This is a genomic window from Seonamhaeicola sediminis (assembly GCF_004358095.2).
GTDB lineage: Bacteria > Bacteroidota > Bacteroidia > Flavobacteriales > Flavobacteriaceae > Seonamhaeicola > Seonamhaeicola sediminis.
In genome coordinates this window covers 342,242-360,486 of record NZ_SMZJ02000003.1, presented here as the reverse complement: position 1 = coordinate 360,486, position 18,245 = coordinate 342,242, and the positions used below count along the sequence as shown (strand labels likewise).

The following is an 18,245-nucleotide window of genomic DNA, read 5'->3' as shown; positions in this document are numbered from 1 at the left end:
GGCTTTTTTAATCTATAGCTGAAGTATCTTCATTACATCATTCCTGGCATACCACCGCCGCCCATTGGAGGCATTGCAGGAGCATCTTCTTTGATGTCTATTAAAGCACACTCTGTTGTTAAAATCATGCCAGCTACAGAAGCAGCATTTTCTAAAGCAATACGAGTTACTTTTTTAGGATCTATGATACCTGCTTTAAGCATATCAACGTAGGCCTCAGATTTGGCATCGTAACCAAAGTCTTTTTTGCCTTCTAATACTTTATTAATAACAACAGAACCTTCTCCTCCGGCGTTTTCAACAATAGTGCGTAAAGGTGATTCTATAGCTTTGTTCACTATTTGCACACCAGTAGTTTCGTCTAAATTCTCAGTAGTTAATGTTTCTAAAACGGCCTTGGCTCTAACCAATGCAACACCACCACCTGCAACAATGCCTTCTTCAACAGCAGCTCTGGTTGCATGTAAAGCATCATCAACACGATCTTTCTTTTCTTTCATTTCAACTTCAGAAGCAGCACCAACATAGAGTACAGCAACGCCACCAGCTAATTTAGCTAAACGCTCTTGAAGTTTTTCCTTATCGTAATCAGAAGTAGTTGTTTCAATTTGAGTCTTGATTTGGTTAACTCTAGCTTTTATAGCTTCAGCATCACCATTACCATTAACAATAGTGGTATTGTCCTTGTCAACAGTCACTGTTTCAGCAGTTCCTAACATGGAAAGGTCTGCATTTTCTAAAGTAAATCCTCTTTCTTCAGAAATTACCGTACCACCAGTTAAGATAGCAATGTCTTCCAACATGGCTTTACGTCTGTCACCAAAACCAGGTGCTTTTACGGCAGCAATTTTTAAACCACCACGTAGTTTGTTAACAACCAAAGTTGCTAATGCTTGTCCATCAACATCTTCTGCAATGATTAATAAAGGACGACCAGATTGAGCCACAGGTTCTAGTATGGGAAGAATTTCTTGTAAGTTAGAAATCTTCTTATCAAACAATAAGATGTATGGGTTTTCTAAATCGGCTACCATTTTATCAGAATCTGTCACGAAATAAGGAGATAGGTAACCTCTGTCAAACTGCATACCTTCAACAACATCTACGTAAGTATCCATGCCTTTAGCTTCTTCAACAGTAATAACACCTTCTTTGCCAACTTTTTCAAAAGCTTGAGCAATTAATTCACCAATAGTATCATCGTTATTTGCTGAAATGGCAGCTACTTGTTTTATTTTTTCGGTAGAGCTACCTACTTTTTGAGCCTGAGCTTCAAGATCGGCAGTAATAGCCTCAACGGCTTTATCTATACCACGTTTTAAATCCATTGGATTAGCTCCAGAAGCCACATTCTTTAAGCCCTCTTTAACAATAGCTTGAGCTAAAACGGTAGCAGTAGTAGTACCGTCACCAGCCAAATCATTGGTTTTAGATGCTACTTCTTTTACCATTTGAGCCCCCATATTTTCGTGCTCATCATCTAACTCAATTTCCTTTGCTACCGAAACACCATCTTTGGTTACTTGTGGTGCTCCAAAACTTTTTGAGATAATTACGTTTCTTCCTTTTGGTCCTAAGGTTACTTTTACTGCATTTGCTAATGCATCCACACCACGTTTTAGACCGTCGCGTGCTTCAATATCAAATTTTATATCTTTTGCCATAATGTTTTTGATTTTTAATATGTTGTTTTGTAAGATTTACGTTTACACAGAAACGAAAAAAGATTTCTAAACTATTGCAAGAATATCGCTTTCTCGCATGATTAAATAATCAGTGCCTTCCCATTTTAGTTCTGTTCCAGCGTATTTACCATATAAAACGGTATCACCAACTTTTACGGTTATAGGATCGTCTTTTGTGCCAGGTCCAGCAGCAACAACGGTTCCTCTTTGTGGTTTTTCTTTTGCGTTATCAGGGATAATAATTCCCGAAGCAGTAGTAGTTTCAGCAGCAGCAGGTTCTATAACAACTCTGTCTGCTAATGGTTTAATGTTAATGCCCATTTTTCTATAATAGTTTTTATTAATTGATTTATTTTATCGCTTTAAGTTCATACTAAAAATGTGCCATTACTTTTAGACTGACAAACTTTCAGACTTGCGTGCTTTATACTGGAAATAAAAATGCCAACTGAATAAGTTGGCATTTTTTAATAAGGATTATTTTGTACTATTGGGCGGTGTCATTAGCCGTAGTTGCATCATTTGTTGTAGGTAATGGCGCTGCATCAGGCAATGGTTGAGTGGTTGTAGCGTCAGGGTCTAATGCTTTAGAATCTGTGCTGTCACCACCTTTATTAATTGCTACATTTGAAGCTAAAATTAGCACCAATAAAAAGGTTGCTAAGTACCAGGTACTTTTATCTAGAAAGTCGGTTGTCTTTTTTACACCACCTAATTGTTGTGAACCTCCGCCACCAAAAGTAGAAGATAAACCACCACCTTTAGGGTTTTGTACCATGATTACTACTATTAACAAAAATGCTACTACAACAATTAATGCTAAAAATATTGTGAAATTCATTATTCTTTATTGTTTTGTTCTTGTAATTGTTCTACTGCCTTAATTTGGTTTGCAAAGAAACTACTTTTTTCTGGATATTTCAAACTTAATATTTTATAAGATTGAATGGCTTTTTTGTAGTTTTTTTGCTCTACATAAATACGTGCTAAAGTCTCAGTCATTAAAGCCTCTGGTTTTATCATTTGGGCTTTTGCTAAATTGCCTTTTTTGTTTGATGAAACCGTAGGTTTTATTTTAGGATTTTTGCTAATAAATTTATCTATGAGTTCAAATTTTTTGGTTTTTTCTAAATAGCTTGATGTGAGTTCTTCTTTCTCTTTAGGTTTGTTTTCAAGAACTTCTATGTCTCTTTTAATAGGTTTGTAGCGAGTAAGTTTTAACCACTCGTTAAACGAATGTTTTTCATTTTTATCAAACTGAAGTGGTTTGCCTAAACTTAAAATTTCATTAGCCGATAGTGTAGGTTCTTTGGTTAATTCCGTTGATGTTTCAATAGCTTCAGATTCGTCTAAAGTAAAATGAGGTTCTTTTTTGGTAACTGGTTCTTTTGGTTGAAACAATGCAGGGTCTAAAACACCTTTAGTTTCTTTAATTTGAAGTTTTAATGCTTCATCAATGGCCACACTTTTGTTTACCGATAAGTCTTCTATAGAAACATCAATGTCTTTTAAATGTTCTATATTTTGTTTTATAAATTGAGATATTTTATTTTGAACAAAAGACTCAGAGGTTATAAAGTCGAATAAAATACTACGGTCTGTAGTATAGGCCGCTGTAGTTTTTAATTCTTGATTGTACTTAAAACTGCTTTGGTTTTTAAGTCCTTTTAAATAAACTGCTCTTGCCGATTGAAAATAAGGAAACTCATCAATAACAGATTTCACAGCTTCAGTTTGCTGGTGAGTAATCTCTTGCGGATGCTGTAGTATGTTTGTAAAATCTGATGAATTCATTAGCTAAATCCAAATTTAGTTATAATTATTTTAGCATTCAGTTTTTAATTGAGTGTTTCCTATTGCTAAATAAAACTACCATCTTGCTAAAGTGGCATTGAAAATATCTTGCGTTAAACGATCCAAAATTTCTTCATGGGCAGTAGCTTTTTGTGCTCCAGTTAATTGTGCACTCCCAGGAAAATCATAGAAAAATGAAAAAGATTGCTCTAAGTCATCTTCTTCATTGTTGGTGTTATAAAACCGAACTTTAACTGAAATAGTTAACCTGTTTTGTGCCGCTGTATTTTGAGCCGTAGAGGTGGTTGGTGCAATGCGATAATCTGTAATCTCACCTTCATAAATTAAATCACCACCAGAAGGTACTAGTCTGTAATTAGTTTGGTTTTGAATTAAATCTTCCAATGCTAATTTAAAATCTCTATCTAAACCTGGCTCAAATAGGAGCGAGGTGTTTTCAAATTGATTTACTTGGTAAGTTTCAGCTACTATTGATGTTGGAGGCGTAAAACTATATTGTATTTTGCAATTTGTAAAAATTGAGAAGGTTAAAACTAAAAAAAGATATTTTATGTGTTTCATTTATTTTTTTGGGTTCCTGTTTTTAAAAGGAATAATAACCGTTTAGAGTTTAACGATAAACTATAAATCGTATTGTTTTATCTTTCTGTACAAGGTACGTTCACTAATGCCTAATTCGGCAGCGGCTAATTTACGTTTTCCGTTGTGACGTTCTAGTGATTTTTTAATTAATTCCAACTCCTTGTCTTGTAAAGAAAGGGTTTCTTCTTCTTCTATTTCTTCAGCAAAATGATATTTGTCTTGAGTATTTTCGGCAACGTCATTATTAGAGGCATGTTCAGTGATTGACAGTACTTCTGTTTCTTGTAGTGGTTCTTCGTAAACAGCATCGTCGTTATCATCTTCACCATAAATTTTTTGAATAAGGTGTTCGTGATCTTTTTCAACGTCTTTTATGTTACCGCTTTTCATGAGTTCCATAGTGAGTTTCTTCAAATCATTTAAATCACTTTTCATGTCGAAAAGAACTTTATAAAGAATTTCACGTTCGCTACTAAAATCACTTTCAGATTTAGAGGTTTTAATAACTGCCGGTAAATTAGTTGATGCTGTACTAGGTAAATAACTTCTTAAAACTTCAGGCGTAATAGTTCTGTTCTGTTCTAAAACCGAAAGTTGTTCCGCAATATTTCTTAACTGTCTAATATTACCGTTCCAGCGGTATTTTAAAAGTATTTGAACTGCATTGTCTGTAAGCTTTATAGTTGGCATTTTGTACTTTAATGCAAAATCACTGGCAAATTTTCTAAACAGTAAATGTATATCGTCTTGTCTTTCACGTAACGGTGGTAAATGAATTTCAACTGTGCTTAAGCGATAATATAAATCTTCTCTAAATTTTTCTTTTTCAATGGCTTCAAACATATTAACGTTTGTAGCGGCCACAATACGCACATTGGTTTTTTGAACTTTACTAGAACCTACTTTTATAAACTCACCATTTTCTAAAACACGCAATAAGCGTACTTGAGTGGTTAAAGGTAATTCTCCAACTTCATCAAGGAAAATAGTACCACCATCGGCTACCTCAAAGTAACCACTGCGGGTTTGGGTAGCACCTGTAAAGGATCCTTTTTCATGCCCAAACAATTCACTATCTATAGTTCCTTCTGGAATAGCTCCACAGTTAACCGCAATATATTTATTGTGCTTTCTGTGGGATAATTGATGTATGATTTTTGGAATACTCTCTTTACCAACACCACTTTCACCAGTAACCAATACAGAAATATCTGTTGGAGCCACCTGAATGGCTTTTTCAATGGCACGATTTAACGATGGAGTATTACCAATTATGCCAAAACGTTGTTTTATTGCTTGAACTGATTCCATCTATTTTTCTGTAAATCCCGCGAAGGCAGGCATTATTTTGGTTTTTATAATATGGATCCCGAACCAAGTTCGAAATCACAAATGTTGTTTAATAATTATCTGAATACCCAACTGCTTCACCAATAAGTGTTGCACTAGTACAATCTGTAATTTTTACGTTTACAAAATCGCCCACCTTGTAATTTCCTTTTGGGAAAACCACCATAGTATTTTGGCTGTTTCTACCTGCCCAATGAGCATCAGAACGTTTAGAAGCCTTTTCAACAAGAACTTCCTCAATTTTACCAACATGCTCTTGTGTGCGCATTAATCCGTGCTTTTGCTGTAACGCAATGATTTCGTTTAAACGTCGTTTTTTAATATCTAATGGAATATCATCTTCTAGTTTGCGTTCGGCTAATGTTCCAGGTCTTTCAGAATAAGCAAACATAAAACCAAAATCGTATTTTACATATTCCATTAGGCTTAATGTATCTTGGTGGTCTGCTTCAGTTTCTGTTGGAAAACCAGAAATCATATCTTGGCTAATGGCACAGTCTGGGATAATACGTCTAATATTATCAATAAGTTCAAAATATTCCTCTCGTGTATGCTGACGATTCATTTCTTTTAAAATACGGTTACTACCACTCTGTACCGGCAAATGAATATATTTACAAATATTGTTATACTTGGCCATGGTTTCAATAACATCCAAGGTCATATCTTGAGGGTTAGAAGTAGAAAAGCGAAAACGCATTTTTGGTTGTGCTTTGGCACACATTTCTAAAAGCATTGCAAAATTAACTGCGGTTGCTTTTTGCATATCGCTGGCTTTATCAAAATCTTTTTTAAGTCCACCACCATACCAAAGAAAACTGTCTACATTTTGCCCTAAAAGTGTAACTTCTTTGTAGCCTTTGTTCCATAAGTCGTTTACTTCTTCAATAATACTTTGAGGATCTCTACTGCGCTCTCTACCACGAGTAAATGGTACTACACAAAAAGTACACATGTTATCACATCCACGCGTAATAGACACAAAAGCGGTTACGCCATTGCTATTTAATCTAACGGGAGAAATATCACCATAGGTTTCATCTTTTGAAAGAATTACGTTTATGGCGTCTCTACCTTCATCAACTTCGGCTAAAAGGTTAGGTAAATCTTTATATGCATCAGGGCCAACAACCAAATCCACAATTTTTTCCTCTTCAAGAAATTTAGCTTTTAAGCGTTCTGCCATACAGCCCAAAACTCCTACTTTCATGTTTGGGTTCCTTTCCTGTTTTACCGCATTATATTTCTCAAGGCGCTTTCTAACGGTTTGTTCTGCTTTATCTCTAATTGAACAAGTATTTACCAAAACCAAATCGGCTTCTTCTAAATTTTGAGTGGTGTTATATCCTTGCTCATTCAAAATGGATGCAACAATCTCACTATCAGAAAAATTCATCTGGCAACCATAACTTTCAATAAAAAGTTTACGTTGGTTACCTTTTTTCTGCTCTAAAATGAGAGATTCTCCTTGTTTTTTTTCGTCTATAATCTTTTCCATAATTTACTTGAACCAGTTGTGTCCAATATTTATACCTGCCTCAAGAAAGCAGGTGCAAAGATACAATTAATTTGGTTTTTGTGACAAAGTGTCATACTAAAATTTTAAAATTTAATTTTATAGTTTTTGATGGTTTTCGCGCAACCAATTCATGTTTAAAGTATCTAGTAAATAAACCAAACTATGTTAAGGTTAATACTTAAAAACACCAAACAAATACTTTTGTACACTGTATTAGGTTTGCTCTTTTTAAACACGCAATGTGAAGAGGAGGATAATCTAGTAAATGATTCTTTTTGTGATTTCACTACAATTATTAATACTTCTAAATATAATAATCTGAATTCTGATGATTTCAACTTTATTAATGCCGAAATAAATGAAGATTGTCTGGAGGTAACTATTGGAGCATCTGGTTGTGATGGTAATTCATGGGAATTTAGTTTAATTGATTCCGGAGCTGTTGCAGAGTCCTCCCCTGAGCAGAGGTATTTAAAAATTGATTTTGATAATGAAGAACTTTGTCTTGCATATTTTGAAAAGAAGGTTTCGTTTAACCTAACATCAGTACAGGTGGAAGGAAGTAGCAAAATTATGCTTCATATTGATGGACTTGATGAACCTTTAGAGTATGTATACTAATAAAAACATAATACATGAGAACTAACCCTGTTTTTTTCATACTTGTTGTAGCACTGGCTTTATTTGCTTGTAATAATGATAATGATAATGAAGATCTCGTAACTGTTGCTACACCAGAGTTTGTTAGCAAATCAGCTTTCAGAACAATGGTTGATATTATTGCTCCACAGCCCATCATACAAGCAGGAAAAATTTATGCCTATAGCAATTATATTTTTGTAAATGATATAAATAAAGGTGTTCATGTTATAGATAACACAGATCCTAAATCTCCCAAAGCAATAAGATATATAGTTATTCCAGGAAATGAGGATATTTCAATAAAAGACAATTATTTATATGCTGATAGCGCCACGGACCTAGTGGTTTTTGATATTTCAGATATCAATAATATTATAGAAGTTGAACGGTTGGAAGATGTATTTCAAGTTTACAATTTTAGAATTCCTCTGGAAGCTATGGCTACAGATTATGATGATTTTAATTGGGAGACCGATATTTTAATTGGTTGGAAACTAGAACAAAGGCCAAGAGATGAGGTGGAACAAAATATCTGGATTGATAGGGGAATGGTATTTGATACGGCTGTTATGGCAGCTTCGGCAGAGTCTAGCGTAGGTGTTGGTGGTTCATTGGCACGTTTTCAAATAGTGAATAATTATCTGTATACTGTTGATTCTCATGAAATGACTATTTTTAATATGGGTAATCTATCCAATCCTACTAAAATAACAACTTTTTATGCCGGTAATAATATTGAAACTTTATTTCAGGCAGAAGGGTATCTTTATATTGGAAGTACTGATGGTATGTATATTTATGATTTAGCAGATGCTGAAAATCCCACACGTTTATCTGAGTTTATTCATTGGACTGGTTGTGATCCTGTTGTAGTTTCGGGTAATTATGCCTACTTAACCATACGAGGAGGCAATAATTGTGGTGAACAAGAGAGTGTTTTAGAGGTGATTGATGTAACAGACAAAACCAATCCTATCTTAGCAAAACGTTATGCCTTAGATAACCCTTACGGATTAGGAATAAAGGGTAATATGCTTTTTGTATGTGATGGTGCTTCCGGTTTAAAACTATTCAATAGAAACTCTCCTGTAGATTTGAACTTGATACGAACCATAAGTGATGTTCAGGCCACCGATGTTATTCCGCTGGAAAATAGTTTGGTGATGATTGGAGATAATATTCTCTATCAATATAAATACCTAGAGGGTAATATTAGTTTTTTAAGCTCATTTTCACTTAACTAAAAAATTATTTCTTTGAATAACAAAAATCTGCTGGAAAGCGGATTTTTTTTATTTAAACTCGTAACAAATTATAAAAAACGGCTACTTTTATTGTGTGTAATTTTTACGTACTAACTTAAACCATTAAAAATGCAGTCCTTTAATACAATAACTAAAAAAATAAATACGGCCCCAGATTTGAGTTTTGGAGATATTATTAATGATGCCATAGAGCTGTTCAAAAAAGTGTGGATTAAAGGTTTTCTAACTATTTTAATTATTGCTGTTGCTGCCATTGCTGTCAGTTTTATCTTTCAATTAATTGGTTTAGCTCCAGACTCTTTATATTTTGTTGATAATGGTTTTAATTTGGAGACTCTCGTTGGGTTTTATTCTCAGAATGCCATTTATAGTATTCCACAAACCATTATGGTAAGTGCCTTAACTATAGCTTTAATGGCCGCTTTTTACAGGATTTGTAAACAAGTGAGTTTAGGGCAAAATGTAAATGATGATTATTTCTATTTCTTTAAGAAAGAATATTTTACCAAGGCATTAATGTTGGGTATGATATATACTGCCATAGCTACAATTGCTCAACTTTTGCTACTCATTCCATATATATATGCTATTGTACCACTATCGTATTTTTCTATCATTTTTTCTAATAATCCACATTTAAGAGAAATAGAAATAGTTAAATTAAGTTTCGCTATTGGTAACAAAAAGTGGCTTATTTCATTTGGTAGTCTTTTTGTTTGTTCAATTTTAGGTATGTTAGGAATAATTGCTTGTGGTATTGGTGTTTTGTTAACAATAAGCATTGCTTATTTACCATTCTTTTTAATTTACAAGGATGTTATTGGTTTTGATGAACAATCAGAAATAGATTTGATAGGTGAAGACAATGGATTTAATTAATTTAAAAAACTAACCTCTATAAATTGTAAATGCTAACCAAAAACATATAAGATGAGCGCGATAAATACATTAATTGAAAAAATAAATAGTTCTAAAACCCTAGATTTTGGTAATATTTTTAGTGATTCGATTGAGCTTTTTAAAAAAACTTGGGTACAAGGCTTTTTATTGCAATTATTCACGCTAATAATAATGCTGCCTTTAATAATTGTACTATACGTGCCATTAATAGCAGCTATTATAGCGCAACAAGAAAGTGGTTTTGGTAATAATGAGGCGTTTGAGAATTTTATAGCAGGAATGTCGGTTTTTTACATAGTTTTTGTTGTTGCTGGTGTCTTAGTTTTAGGGGCTATTTCTGTTGGACTTAATGCCGGATTTTATAGAATGATGCGCAAGTTGGATAATAATGAACAAACTAACACCTCAGATTTTTTCTATTTTATTAAAGGGACATATTTAAGCAAAATCTTTGTTTTAATGTTGGCATCGTTTGGTATTGCAATTTTGGCAGTTATATTATGCTATTTACCAATATTTTATGTAATGGTTCCTCTGTCTTTATTTGCCATAGTTTTTGCTTTTAATCCAGATTTGAGTGTGGGTGAAATTGTTAAAGTAAGTTTCAAGCTAGGAAACAAAAAATGGTTACTCATTTTTGGGTTGTTATTTGTTTCTGGGTTGTTAGCAGAAATAGTTGGATTCATGTTATGTGGTATAGGATTGTTATTTACAGCGGCATTTCCTTATCATCCAATTTATTTAATTTATAAAGAAGTTATTGGTTTTGATGAGACTACAGCTATTGAAGAAATAGGAACCTCTACCGAATAATTTTTTTTATAATAACTTTAAAGACCCGTATTTATTGAGTTAAATGCGGTTTTTTTTAATAAAATAATATGCGGTTAATCTGTAAAATGCAGCAGATAAACTTTTTTTCATATACATTTGTAGCTTCAAAAACTGAAGTATGGCGAAGAATTTAGTGATAGTTGAGTCACCTGCAAAAGCAAAAACCATTGAAAAATTTTTAGGAAAGGATTTTAAAGTAGAATCTAGCTTTGGGCATATATCAGACCTTCCTTCCAAGGAATTAGGGGTAGATGTAGACGGTGATTTTAAACCTAAATACGAAGTTTCTAAAGACAAAAAGGCGGTTGTAAAAAAACTTAAAGAGTTAGCTAAAAATGCAGATACTGTTTGGTTGGCAAGTGATGAAGACCGAGAAGGAGAAGCTATTGCGTGGCATTTAGCAGAGGCTTTAAAACTAGATAAAGAAAAAACGAAACGTATTGTTTTTCATGAAATTACAAAGTCGGCTATACAAAAGGCTATTGAAAACCCTAGAGGAATTGACTATGACTTAGTTGATGCCCAACAAGCACGCCGTATATTAGACAGAATTGTTGGTTATGAACTATCTCCTGTTTTATGGCGTAAGGTGAAAGGAGGTTTGTCTGCCGGTAGGGTGCAATCTGTTTCTGTAAGATTGATTGTTGAAAAGGAAAGAGAAATTCAAGATTTCAAACCTGTGGCATCTTATAGAATAGATGCCGAGTTTTCTAATCAGGACGGACAATCATTTAAAGCAAAATTGCCCAAGAATTTTTCAACCAAGGAAGAAGCTCAACAATTTTTAGAAAAAAATGCATCTGCCAGTTTTGAAGTAGCAAGTTTAGAAAAGAAACCAGCAAAAAAATCACCTGCGGCTCCTTTTACAACGTCTACATTACAACAAGAAGCGTCGCGTAAACTATATTTTTCTGTAAGTAAAACCATGACTATGGCACAACGGCTATACGAAGCTGGTTTAATTACTTATATGAGAACCGATAGTACTAATTTATCAGATGAGGCTAGACAAGGTGCTCAAGCCGAAATAGAAAAAGCTTTTGGATCTAACTATAGTAATCCAAGAAATTATACTGGAAAATCTAAAGGAGCTCAAGAGGCTCATGAGGCTATAAGGCCTACCGATTTTTCAAGAAGCTCTGTAAATATAGACAGAGACCAAGCACGTTTATATGAGTTAATTTGGAAGCGTTCTATTGCATCGCAAATGAGTGAAGCCCAATTAGAGCGTACCAATCTGAAAATTAGTGCTTCTAAGCATAATGAAATTTTTACGGCCAACGGAGAGGTGATTACTTTTGATGGTTTTTTGAAAGTATATTTAGAAGGTACTGATGATGAGGATGTTGAGCAGGATGGTATGTTGCCTGCTATGAAAACGGGAGAAAAACTTCTTAACAACTACATCACGGCAACAGAACGGTATACGCGTCCACCAGCAAGATTCACAGAAGCATCTCTTGTAAAGAAGTTAGAGGAATTAGGTATTGGGCGTCCGTCAACCTATGCACCAACCATTTCTACCATTCAAAATAGAAATTATGTTGAAAAGGGTTCGGTAGAGGGTGAAGAAAGAGAATATACCCAACTCACTTTAAAAGAAGGGAGTATTTCAAGTAAACTACTCACAGAAAAAGTAGGATCTGATAAAGGCAAATTAGTTCCTACAGATATTGGAATGATTGTTACAGATTTTCTAGTGAATCATTTCGATCAAATTCTAGATTATAATTTTACAGCAAAGGTTGAAGAAGATTTTGATAGTATAGCTGATGGAGAAGAGGATTGGACTAAAATGATGAAATCGTTTTACAAAAATTTTCACCCTAAAGTAGAAGACGTCAAAGAAAATGCAGAACGAGAATCTGGAGAACGTATTTTAGGTGAGGATCCTGAAACGGGAAGACAAGTTAGTGTGCGCTTAGGAAGATTTGGGCCTATGGTTCAAATAGGAACTTTTGAGGATGAAGAAAAGCCTTTGTTTGCTAGTTTAAGTCCAGACCAACAGTTAAGTAGTATAACCTATGAAGAAGCTATGGATTTGTTTCAGCTTCCAAAAGATCTAGGAACGTATAAAGGAGAAGAAGTTCAGGTAAATAACGGTAGATTTGGCCCTTATGTGAAATTTGGAAATAGCTTTGTATCCTTACCAAAAGGTGTTGACCCATTGAGTGTTGACCTTGATGATGCCATTGTTTTAATTAAAGAAAAGATAAAGGCAGATGCTCCTATATATATATATAAAGATTTACCAGTACAAAAAGGTAAAGGACGTTTTGGGCCCTTTATTAAATGGAACAATATGTTCATCAATGTAAATAAAAAGTATGACTGGGATAACCTATCTGATGAAGATATTGTTGAGTTGATTGAAACCAAAATTCAGAAAGACATTGAAAAAGTAGTTCATAATTGGGAAGATCAAGGTATACGAGTTGAGAAAGCAAGATGGGGAAGACATCATGTTATCAAAGGAAAGGTGAAAGTTGAATTGGCAAAAACGGTTGATGTTTCAGAAATGACTCTCGAAGAAGCCAAAGGCCTTATTGAAGCCAATGCACCAAAAAAGAAAACAACAAGAAAAAAAGCAACCACTAAAAAGAAGTAGCCTAAATGAATTTCAATTTTCTTACCCCTGTTTCAGATTTAGTTTTAGCTCACAACGAATTATTATCTGCTCAAGCGTTGGGAAGAAAAATTAAAATTCATTCAGAACAAAATGGCATGCCAGATTTAGAAGGTGTTTCTATTGCTCTTATTGGTGTTTTAGAGAACCGAAATGATGTTAATTATATTGGGGATGAATTTAAGTTAGATGAAATAAGAAAATCTTTCTACGGTCTTTTTCCAGGTATATGGAATACCACTATAGCAGATTTAGGCGATATTCATAAAGGAGAAAGTGTAGAAGATACTTACTTTGCTTTAAAAACAGCCATTAGTATTTTAGTGAAAAAGAATATCATTCCAATTATATTAGGTGGCTCTCAAGATTTAACTTACGCAAATTACCGGGCTTATGACCATTTAATACCAATGGTTAATATTGTTAATATTGATAGTAAGTTTGATATGGGAGATTCTACAAAGCCCATAAAGAATAATAGTTTTGTTGGAAAAATAATTCTAGATAAGCCATACAACCTTTTTAATTACGCCACCATTGGTTATCAGACCTATTTCAATTCTCAGGAAGAAATAGATTTAATGGAAAGTCTTTATTTTGAATCTTATAGATTAGGTGAGATTTCTAATAACATTGCTTCAGTAGAGCCTGTTTTAAGAGATGCTAATATTGTAAGTATTGATTTAACTTCTGTTAAAAGTTCTGAGGTAAGTTTAAATCAAAAATTTTCTCCAAATGGTTTAGACGGAAAAGAGATATGTGCCATTTCAAGATATGCGGGTATCAGTAATAAAGTAACATCATTTGGAATTTATGAATACAAGCCTTCAAATGATGATGAAATTTCTTCAATGCTAATATCACAAATGATTTGGTATTTTATTGAAGGAGTGAATTGTAGAGTAAAAGATGATGATTTTTCTAATGAGAACAATTATCAAAAATTCATTACCTTAGTAGACTCCCAAGAATTAATCTTTTACAAAAGTAATAAGACCGGTAGGTGGTGGATTGAAATCCCTTTTTTAGCAGAAGTAAATAATAAATTAAAAAGACATACGTTATTACCATGCATGCATCAGGATTATATAGATGCGAGTAATAATATAGTCCCAGACCGCTGGTATAAAGCGTTTCAAAAGAATTGTGTTTAGCAACAATATCAAGGCAAAATGCTTATTTCATCGATTAAATGCTTACTTTTTACGATGAAATGTAATTTTTTTCTCGAAAAAGTTGTTTTTTAAAAAATATATAAATATGTTTACCCTCGCAAAGTTGAAGCAGATTAATTAACCTCGAGTTTTCTATGAATATGAAAAAGTTAACATTATTAACCGCAGTACTTATACTACTAGCTAGTTGTGGCTCCAAAGATAGGGGAGAGTTAGTGGGTGTTAAAGGAAAGAAATGGCATCCAGAAAAGCCCTATGGAATGGAACTTGTACCTGGTGGTGCGTTTATAATGGGTAAAGCAGATGATGATTTAGCAGGCGTGCACAATGCACCAGCAAAAACAGTTACTGTTAGGCCCTTTTACATGGATGAAACAGAAATTACTAATAGTGAGTATCGTCAATTTGTTAATTGGGTTAGAGATTCTATTATTAGGACTAAGTTGGCTATTTTAGCCGATGAAGTTGGTATGACGCCTGAAGATGGAGGTATTGGTGAATTTGCTTTTAAAGAAGCAGATACTGCTAATATGACCGTTTATCAGAAGTATATATATGAAAATTATACTGGGCTCGGACCTACCGGATATGAAGGTTACAACTTAAATCATGATATTGATTTAATTTTTGACACAGCGGAATACCCTGATGAGTATTATGCCGAAGTTATGGATACCATGTATTTGCCAATGGAAGAATCTTATAATGGTCAACGTACTTGGGATGTAACTAAATTTAAGTTTCAGTACACATACATGGATATTCAAAAGGCCGCTAAGGATAGAAGTTTAAGAAGAAAAGACGTTTTACTCAAAGAAGAAGTTGAGGTGTATCCTGATACTACCGTTTGGATTAGAGACTTCTCATATTCTTATAATGAACCAATGCATAACGATTATTTTTGGCATGATGCTTATGGTGAATACCCTGTGGTTGGTGTAACTTGGAAACAAGCAAAGGCCTTTTGTCAATGGAGAACTTTATGGAAAAACACCTATCAAAAAAGCAAAAAAGGGGCTCATTTTGTAAATGCGTTTAGATTACCTTCAGAAGCTGAATGGGAATATGCCGCTAGAGGAGGACTGAGAGCAGCTACATTTCCTTGGGGTGGACCTTATGCCAAAAGTGATAGAGGCTGTTTTATGGCAAACTTTAAACCAGTAAGAGGTGATTATGCTGCAGACCAAGCATTATACACCGTTGAAGCAAAATCTTATGAGCCTAATGATTATAATTTATACAACATGGCTGGTAATGTTGCTGAATGGGTAGATTCATCTTATGATCCATCATCTTATGAATATATGTCGACCATCAACCCAAGTGTTAGCGATATGGAAAACGAACGTAAAGTAGTGCGTGGGGGATCATGGAAAGACGTTGCATACTTCTTACAAGTAAGTTCAAGAGATTATGAGTATGCAGATTCTGCAAGAAGTTATATTGGCTTTAGAACCGTTCAGGATTATATGGGGACACAAGTAAATTCTAAAAACGGTAAAAAGACAAAAATTTAATCTAATCAATAATAAATTACTATTAATTAACCTACTTAAGTATTCGTACTTAAATTAAAAATCGAAAATTATGGCACAGTCAAGAGCAAGTAAAAAGTTTATGAATTTAGCTTACGGATTAGGAGCATCAATCGTAATCGTAGGAGCATTGTTCAAAATTATTCATTTTGAAATTGGACCTTTAACAGGTAATGTCATGTTAACCATTGGATTGGTAACAGAAGCAATCATTTTTGCTATTTCAGCATTTGAACCAGTAGACGACGATTTAGATTGGTCACTTGTTTACCCAGAGTTAGCGGGTGGTCAAGCAACCGAAAAAGAAGCTAAAGACCCTCAAGGTTTGTTATCTAAAAAATTAGATGAGTTATTAAAAGACGCTAAAATTGATGGCGAACTTATGGCTAGTTTAGGAGATAGCATTAAAAACTTTGAAGGTGCTGCTAAAAACCTTACACCAACTGTAGATTCTATGGAAGCTACAAGAAAGTACGGCGAAGAATTATCTTTAGCTGCTGCTCAAATGGAATCTTTAAACAGTTTATATAAAGTACAGTTAGAAAGTATTAACAAGCAAGCTGCTTTAAATGAAGAGTCTGTTGAGAACGCTGCTAAATTAAAAGAGCAAATGCAATCTTTAGCATCTAATCTATCATCATTAAATGGTGTTTATGGAGGTATGTTATCTGCTATGAATAAAAGCTAATTAGGGGTTACCCAAATTTATATTAATAACCAAAACCTAATTAGAAATGGCAGGAAATAATTTATCACCAAGACAGAAGATGATTAATCTGATGTATTTAATCTTCATTGCAATGTTAGCATTAAATATGTCAAAGGAGGTACTTTCGGCCTTTGGATTAATGAATAAAAAGCTTACGGAATCTAATGAGGCTGCAACTATTCGCAATCAAGCGTTTGTAGCTAGTTTAGAACAAAAAGCTATAGATCAAAAAGAAAAATATGAGCCTTTAAAGGATAAGGCAAGTCAAATACATGTTTTAGCGACTAATTTTAATGATTATCTCGAAGAATTAAAAGGTAAGATGGAAGCCACAGTTGATGATCCTGAAGATTATGAGATTATGGACAAAGGTGATTACCTTGATGAAAACTTTTTTAAAGGAGATAAGCTCAAGCCTGAGGGTGAAGAGTTTTTAAATCAAATAGCTACCTTTAGAGATGGTGTTTCAGAAATTCTAAAAGATCAAAATGGTATGGAAGACATTGTGAAAGATGTTCAAAAAAACTTTAATACCGATGATATTAAGCGTGGTGCAGGAAAGCAACCATGGTTAGAGTACCATTATAAAGGCTTTCCTCTAGTGGCTTCTTTAACAAAGATGACCCAGTTACAAGCAGATATTAAAACCACTGAATCTCAAGTGTTATCTGCAATGTTACAAGGAACACTTTCTAGCGAGGTATCTATGACTAACTATACTACGTTGTTAGAAACTACAAAGTCTGCTTACTTTAACGGAGAAACATTTGATGGTCAAATAGTATTGGGTAGAAAAGATGCCTCTACTAAGCCTAAGAGAGTTGAATTAACTTTAGATGGAAGACCTTTAAGTGAAGATCAGTACTCTATTGAGGAGGGTAAAGTAAAATTAAAAGTAGGAACAGGTAATCCTGGAGAACATAAGATAGAAGGTAAATTAATCTTTGCTCAAGATGGAGAAGAAGTTGAAGTACCTGTATCATCATCTTTTGCTACCGTTCCAAAGCCAAATTCAGCTACGATTTCAGCAGATAAAATGAATGTGGTATATCGTGGTGTTAAAAACCCAATGACCATTTCATTTGCGGGAATTCCTGATAATAACGTAAGCGCTAGAGCTCAAGGATTATCTAGAGTTAGAGGTAGCAACTATGTTATGGACGTAACTACCGTTAAGGGTAGAGAGGTAACCATTAATGTAACTGGTAAGTTGCCAGATGGAAAACCAGTGAGTGATAATGCTACTTTCAGAATTAAAGATTTACCAAAACCAACTGGAACTATTAGAGGTGAAGATGGTCAGGTAAAAATGCAACGTAATAGTTTGGAGATATCTTCTGTTGGCGCGAAGTTCGACGATTTCGATTTCGAATTACCATTGCGAGTTACAGGATTTAAGTTTAAAGTGTCTGGGCAACCAACCATTAATGTTAGTGGTAATAAGCTAGACAGTAGAGCGAAATCTGCATTACGTAAAGCAAAACGAGGATCAGACGTGCAAATATTTGATATTGAAGCTAAAGCAAGCGGTGTAAGTGTTATACTTAAAAAAGTGTCGCCTGTAATTATTGAGCTTACAAATTAAAATCTAAGAATAGTCTTAGATTA

General features: G+C 34.0%; 16 protein-coding genes. 9 read left to right on the top strand and 7 right to left on the bottom strand.

Annotation, left to right across the window (positions count from 1 at the left end; translation table 11 throughout):
• Positions 1-32: 32 nt before the first annotated feature.
• The 7 genes from groL to miaB form a co-directional block, all read right to left on the bottom strand.
• Positions 33-1,664, bottom strand: a complete 1,632-nt coding sequence (gene groL / locus E1J38_RS06130; RefSeq protein WP_133356291.1) for a chaperonin GroEL — start codon at positions 1,662-1,664, stop codon at positions 33-35.
• A gap of 66 nt (positions 1,665-1,730) precedes the next feature.
• The gene (locus E1J38_RS06125; RefSeq protein WP_133356290.1) at positions 1,731-2,006 is read right to left on the bottom strand and encodes a co-chaperone GroES; all 276 of its coding nucleotides are present in this window, start codon (positions 2,004-2,006) and stop codon (positions 1,731-1,733) included.
• Between the two features lie 166 nt (positions 2,007-2,172).
• Positions 2,173-2,529, bottom strand: a complete 357-nt coding sequence (secG, locus tag E1J38_RS06120; RefSeq protein WP_133356289.1) for a preprotein translocase subunit SecG — start codon at positions 2,527-2,529, stop codon at positions 2,173-2,175.
• The gene (locus tag E1J38_RS06115; RefSeq protein WP_133356288.1) at positions 2,526-3,479 is read right to left on the bottom strand and encodes a DUF8458 domain-containing protein; all 954 of its coding nucleotides are present in this window, start codon (positions 3,477-3,479) and stop codon (positions 2,526-2,528) included. The genes secG and E1J38_RS06115 overlap by 4 nt, the downstream gene beginning before the upstream one ends.
• Before the next feature lie 75 nt (positions 3,480-3,554).
• Complete coding sequence (locus tag E1J38_RS06110) at positions 3,555-4,061, bottom strand: LptE family protein (RefSeq protein WP_133356287.1); 507 nt, start codon at positions 4,059-4,061, stop codon at positions 3,555-3,557.
• A 60-nt stretch (positions 4,062-4,121) separates the two neighbouring features.
• On the bottom strand, positions 4,122-5,393 hold the full coding sequence (locus tag E1J38_RS06105; RefSeq protein WP_133356286.1) for a sigma-54 interaction domain-containing protein: 1,272 nt from the start codon (positions 5,391-5,393) through the stop codon (positions 4,122-4,124).
• 88 nt (positions 5,394-5,481) lie between these two features.
• Complete coding sequence (miaB, locus tag E1J38_RS06100) at positions 5,482-6,930, bottom strand: tRNA (N6-isopentenyl adenosine(37)-C2)-methylthiotransferase MiaB (RefSeq protein WP_133356285.1); 1,449 nt, start codon at positions 6,928-6,930, stop codon at positions 5,482-5,484.
• A gap of 183 nt (positions 6,931-7,113) precedes the next feature.
• Here miaB and E1J38_RS06095 point away from each other — a divergent pair, with 183 nt between their 5' ends.
• From E1J38_RS06095 to porM, 9 genes are all read left to right on the top strand, one after another.
• Positions 7,114-7,572 (top strand): hypothetical protein, encoded by a 459-nt coding sequence (locus E1J38_RS06095; protein WP_133356284.1) that lies wholly within the window; start codon positions 7,114-7,116, stop codon positions 7,570-7,572.
• 14 nt (positions 7,573-7,586) lie between these two features.
• Positions 7,587-8,837: an LVIVD repeat-containing protein gene (locus E1J38_RS06090; RefSeq protein WP_133356283.1), complete on the top strand. Its 1,251-nt coding sequence runs from the start codon at positions 7,587-7,589 to the stop codon at positions 8,835-8,837.
• Positions 8,838-8,966: 129 nt separating this feature from the next.
• Positions 8,967-9,737, top strand: a complete 771-nt coding sequence (locus tag E1J38_RS06085; protein ID WP_133356282.1) for a hypothetical protein — start codon at positions 8,967-8,969, stop codon at positions 9,735-9,737.
• 51 nt (positions 9,738-9,788) lie between these two features.
• The gene (locus E1J38_RS06080; RefSeq protein ID WP_133356281.1) at positions 9,789-10,571 is read left to right on the top strand and encodes a hypothetical protein; all 783 of its coding nucleotides are present in this window, start codon (positions 9,789-9,791) and stop codon (positions 10,569-10,571) included.
• 139 nt (positions 10,572-10,710) lie between these two features.
• Positions 10,711-13,200 carry a type I DNA topoisomerase gene (gene topA / locus E1J38_RS06075; protein WP_133356280.1) on the top strand — a complete coding sequence of 830 codons (2,490 nt, stop codon included), beginning with the start codon at positions 10,711-10,713 and terminating at the stop codon, positions 13,198-13,200.
• A gap of 5 nt (positions 13,201-13,205) precedes the next feature.
• Positions 13,206-14,372, top strand: coding sequence for a formimidoylglutamase (locus tag E1J38_RS06070; protein ID WP_133356279.1), 1,167 nt, complete (start codon positions 13,206-13,208; stop codon positions 14,370-14,372).
• A gap of 161 nt (positions 14,373-14,533) precedes the next feature.
• Positions 14,534-15,910, top strand: coding sequence for a T9SS ring complex lipoprotein PorK/GldK (gene porK / locus E1J38_RS06065; protein ID WP_500801821.1), 1,377 nt, complete (start codon positions 14,534-14,536; stop codon positions 15,908-15,910).
• Positions 15,911-15,980: 70 nt separating this feature from the next.
• Positions 15,981-16,616 carry a type IX secretion system motor protein PorL/GldL gene (gene porL, locus E1J38_RS06060; protein ID WP_116039279.1) on the top strand — a complete coding sequence of 212 codons (636 nt, stop codon included), beginning with the start codon at positions 15,981-15,983 and terminating at the stop codon, positions 16,614-16,616.
• A 46-nt stretch (positions 16,617-16,662) separates the two neighbouring features.
• Complete coding sequence (porM, locus tag E1J38_RS06055) at positions 16,663-18,222, top strand: type IX secretion system motor protein PorM/GldM (RefSeq protein WP_133356277.1); 1,560 nt, start codon at positions 16,663-16,665, stop codon at positions 18,220-18,222.
• Positions 18,223-18,245: the final 23 nt, after the last annotated feature.

Excerpts from the sequence above, each read along its gene's own strand:
- miaB (WP_133356285.1), bottom strand. The coding sequence starts at position 6,930 with ATGGAAAAGATTATAGACGAAAAAAAACAAGGAGAATCTCTCATTTTA.
- E1J38_RS06095 (WP_133356284.1), top strand. The coding sequence starts at position 7,114 with ATGTTAAGGTTAATACTTAAAAACACCAAACAAATACTTTTGTACACT.
- E1J38_RS06085 (WP_133356282.1), top strand. The coding sequence starts at position 8,967 with ATGCAGTCCTTTAATACAATAACTAAAAAAATAAATACGGCCCCAGAT.
- E1J38_RS06070 (WP_133356279.1), top strand. The coding sequence starts at position 13,206 with ATGAATTTCAATTTTCTTACCCCTGTTTCAGATTTAGTTTTAGCTCAC.
- porL (WP_116039279.1), top strand. The coding sequence starts at position 15,981 with ATGGCACAGTCAAGAGCAAGTAAAAAGTTTATGAATTTAGCTTACGGA.
- topA (WP_133356280.1), top strand. The coding sequence starts at position 10,711 with ATGGCGAAGAATTTAGTGATAGTTGAGTCACCTGCAAAAGCAAAAACC.
- E1J38_RS06105 (WP_133356286.1), bottom strand. The coding sequence starts at position 5,393 with ATGGAATCAGTTCAAGCAATAAAACAACGTTTTGGCATAATTGGTAAT.
- E1J38_RS06115 (WP_133356288.1), bottom strand. The coding sequence starts at position 3,479 with ATGAATTCATCAGATTTTACAAACATACTACAGCATCCGCAAGAGATT.
- E1J38_RS06125 (WP_133356290.1), bottom strand. The coding sequence starts at position 2,006 with ATGGGCATTAACATTAAACCATTAGCAGACAGAGTTGTTATAGAACCT.
- E1J38_RS06090 (WP_133356283.1), top strand. The coding sequence starts at position 7,587 with ATGAGAACTAACCCTGTTTTTTTCATACTTGTTGTAGCACTGGCTTTA.
- porM (WP_133356277.1), top strand. The coding sequence starts at position 16,663 with ATGGCAGGAAATAATTTATCACCAAGACAGAAGATGATTAATCTGATG.
- groL (WP_133356291.1), bottom strand. The coding sequence starts at position 1,664 with ATGGCAAAAGATATAAAATTTGATATTGAAGCACGCGACGGTCTAAAA.
- E1J38_RS06080 (WP_133356281.1), top strand. The coding sequence starts at position 9,789 with ATGAGCGCGATAAATACATTAATTGAAAAAATAAATAGTTCTAAAACC.
- porK (WP_500801821.1), top strand. The coding sequence starts at position 14,534 with ATGAAAAAGTTAACATTATTAACCGCAGTACTTATACTACTAGCTAGT.
- E1J38_RS06110 (WP_133356287.1), bottom strand. The coding sequence starts at position 4,061 with ATGAAACACATAAAATATCTTTTTTTAGTTTTAACCTTCTCAATTTTT.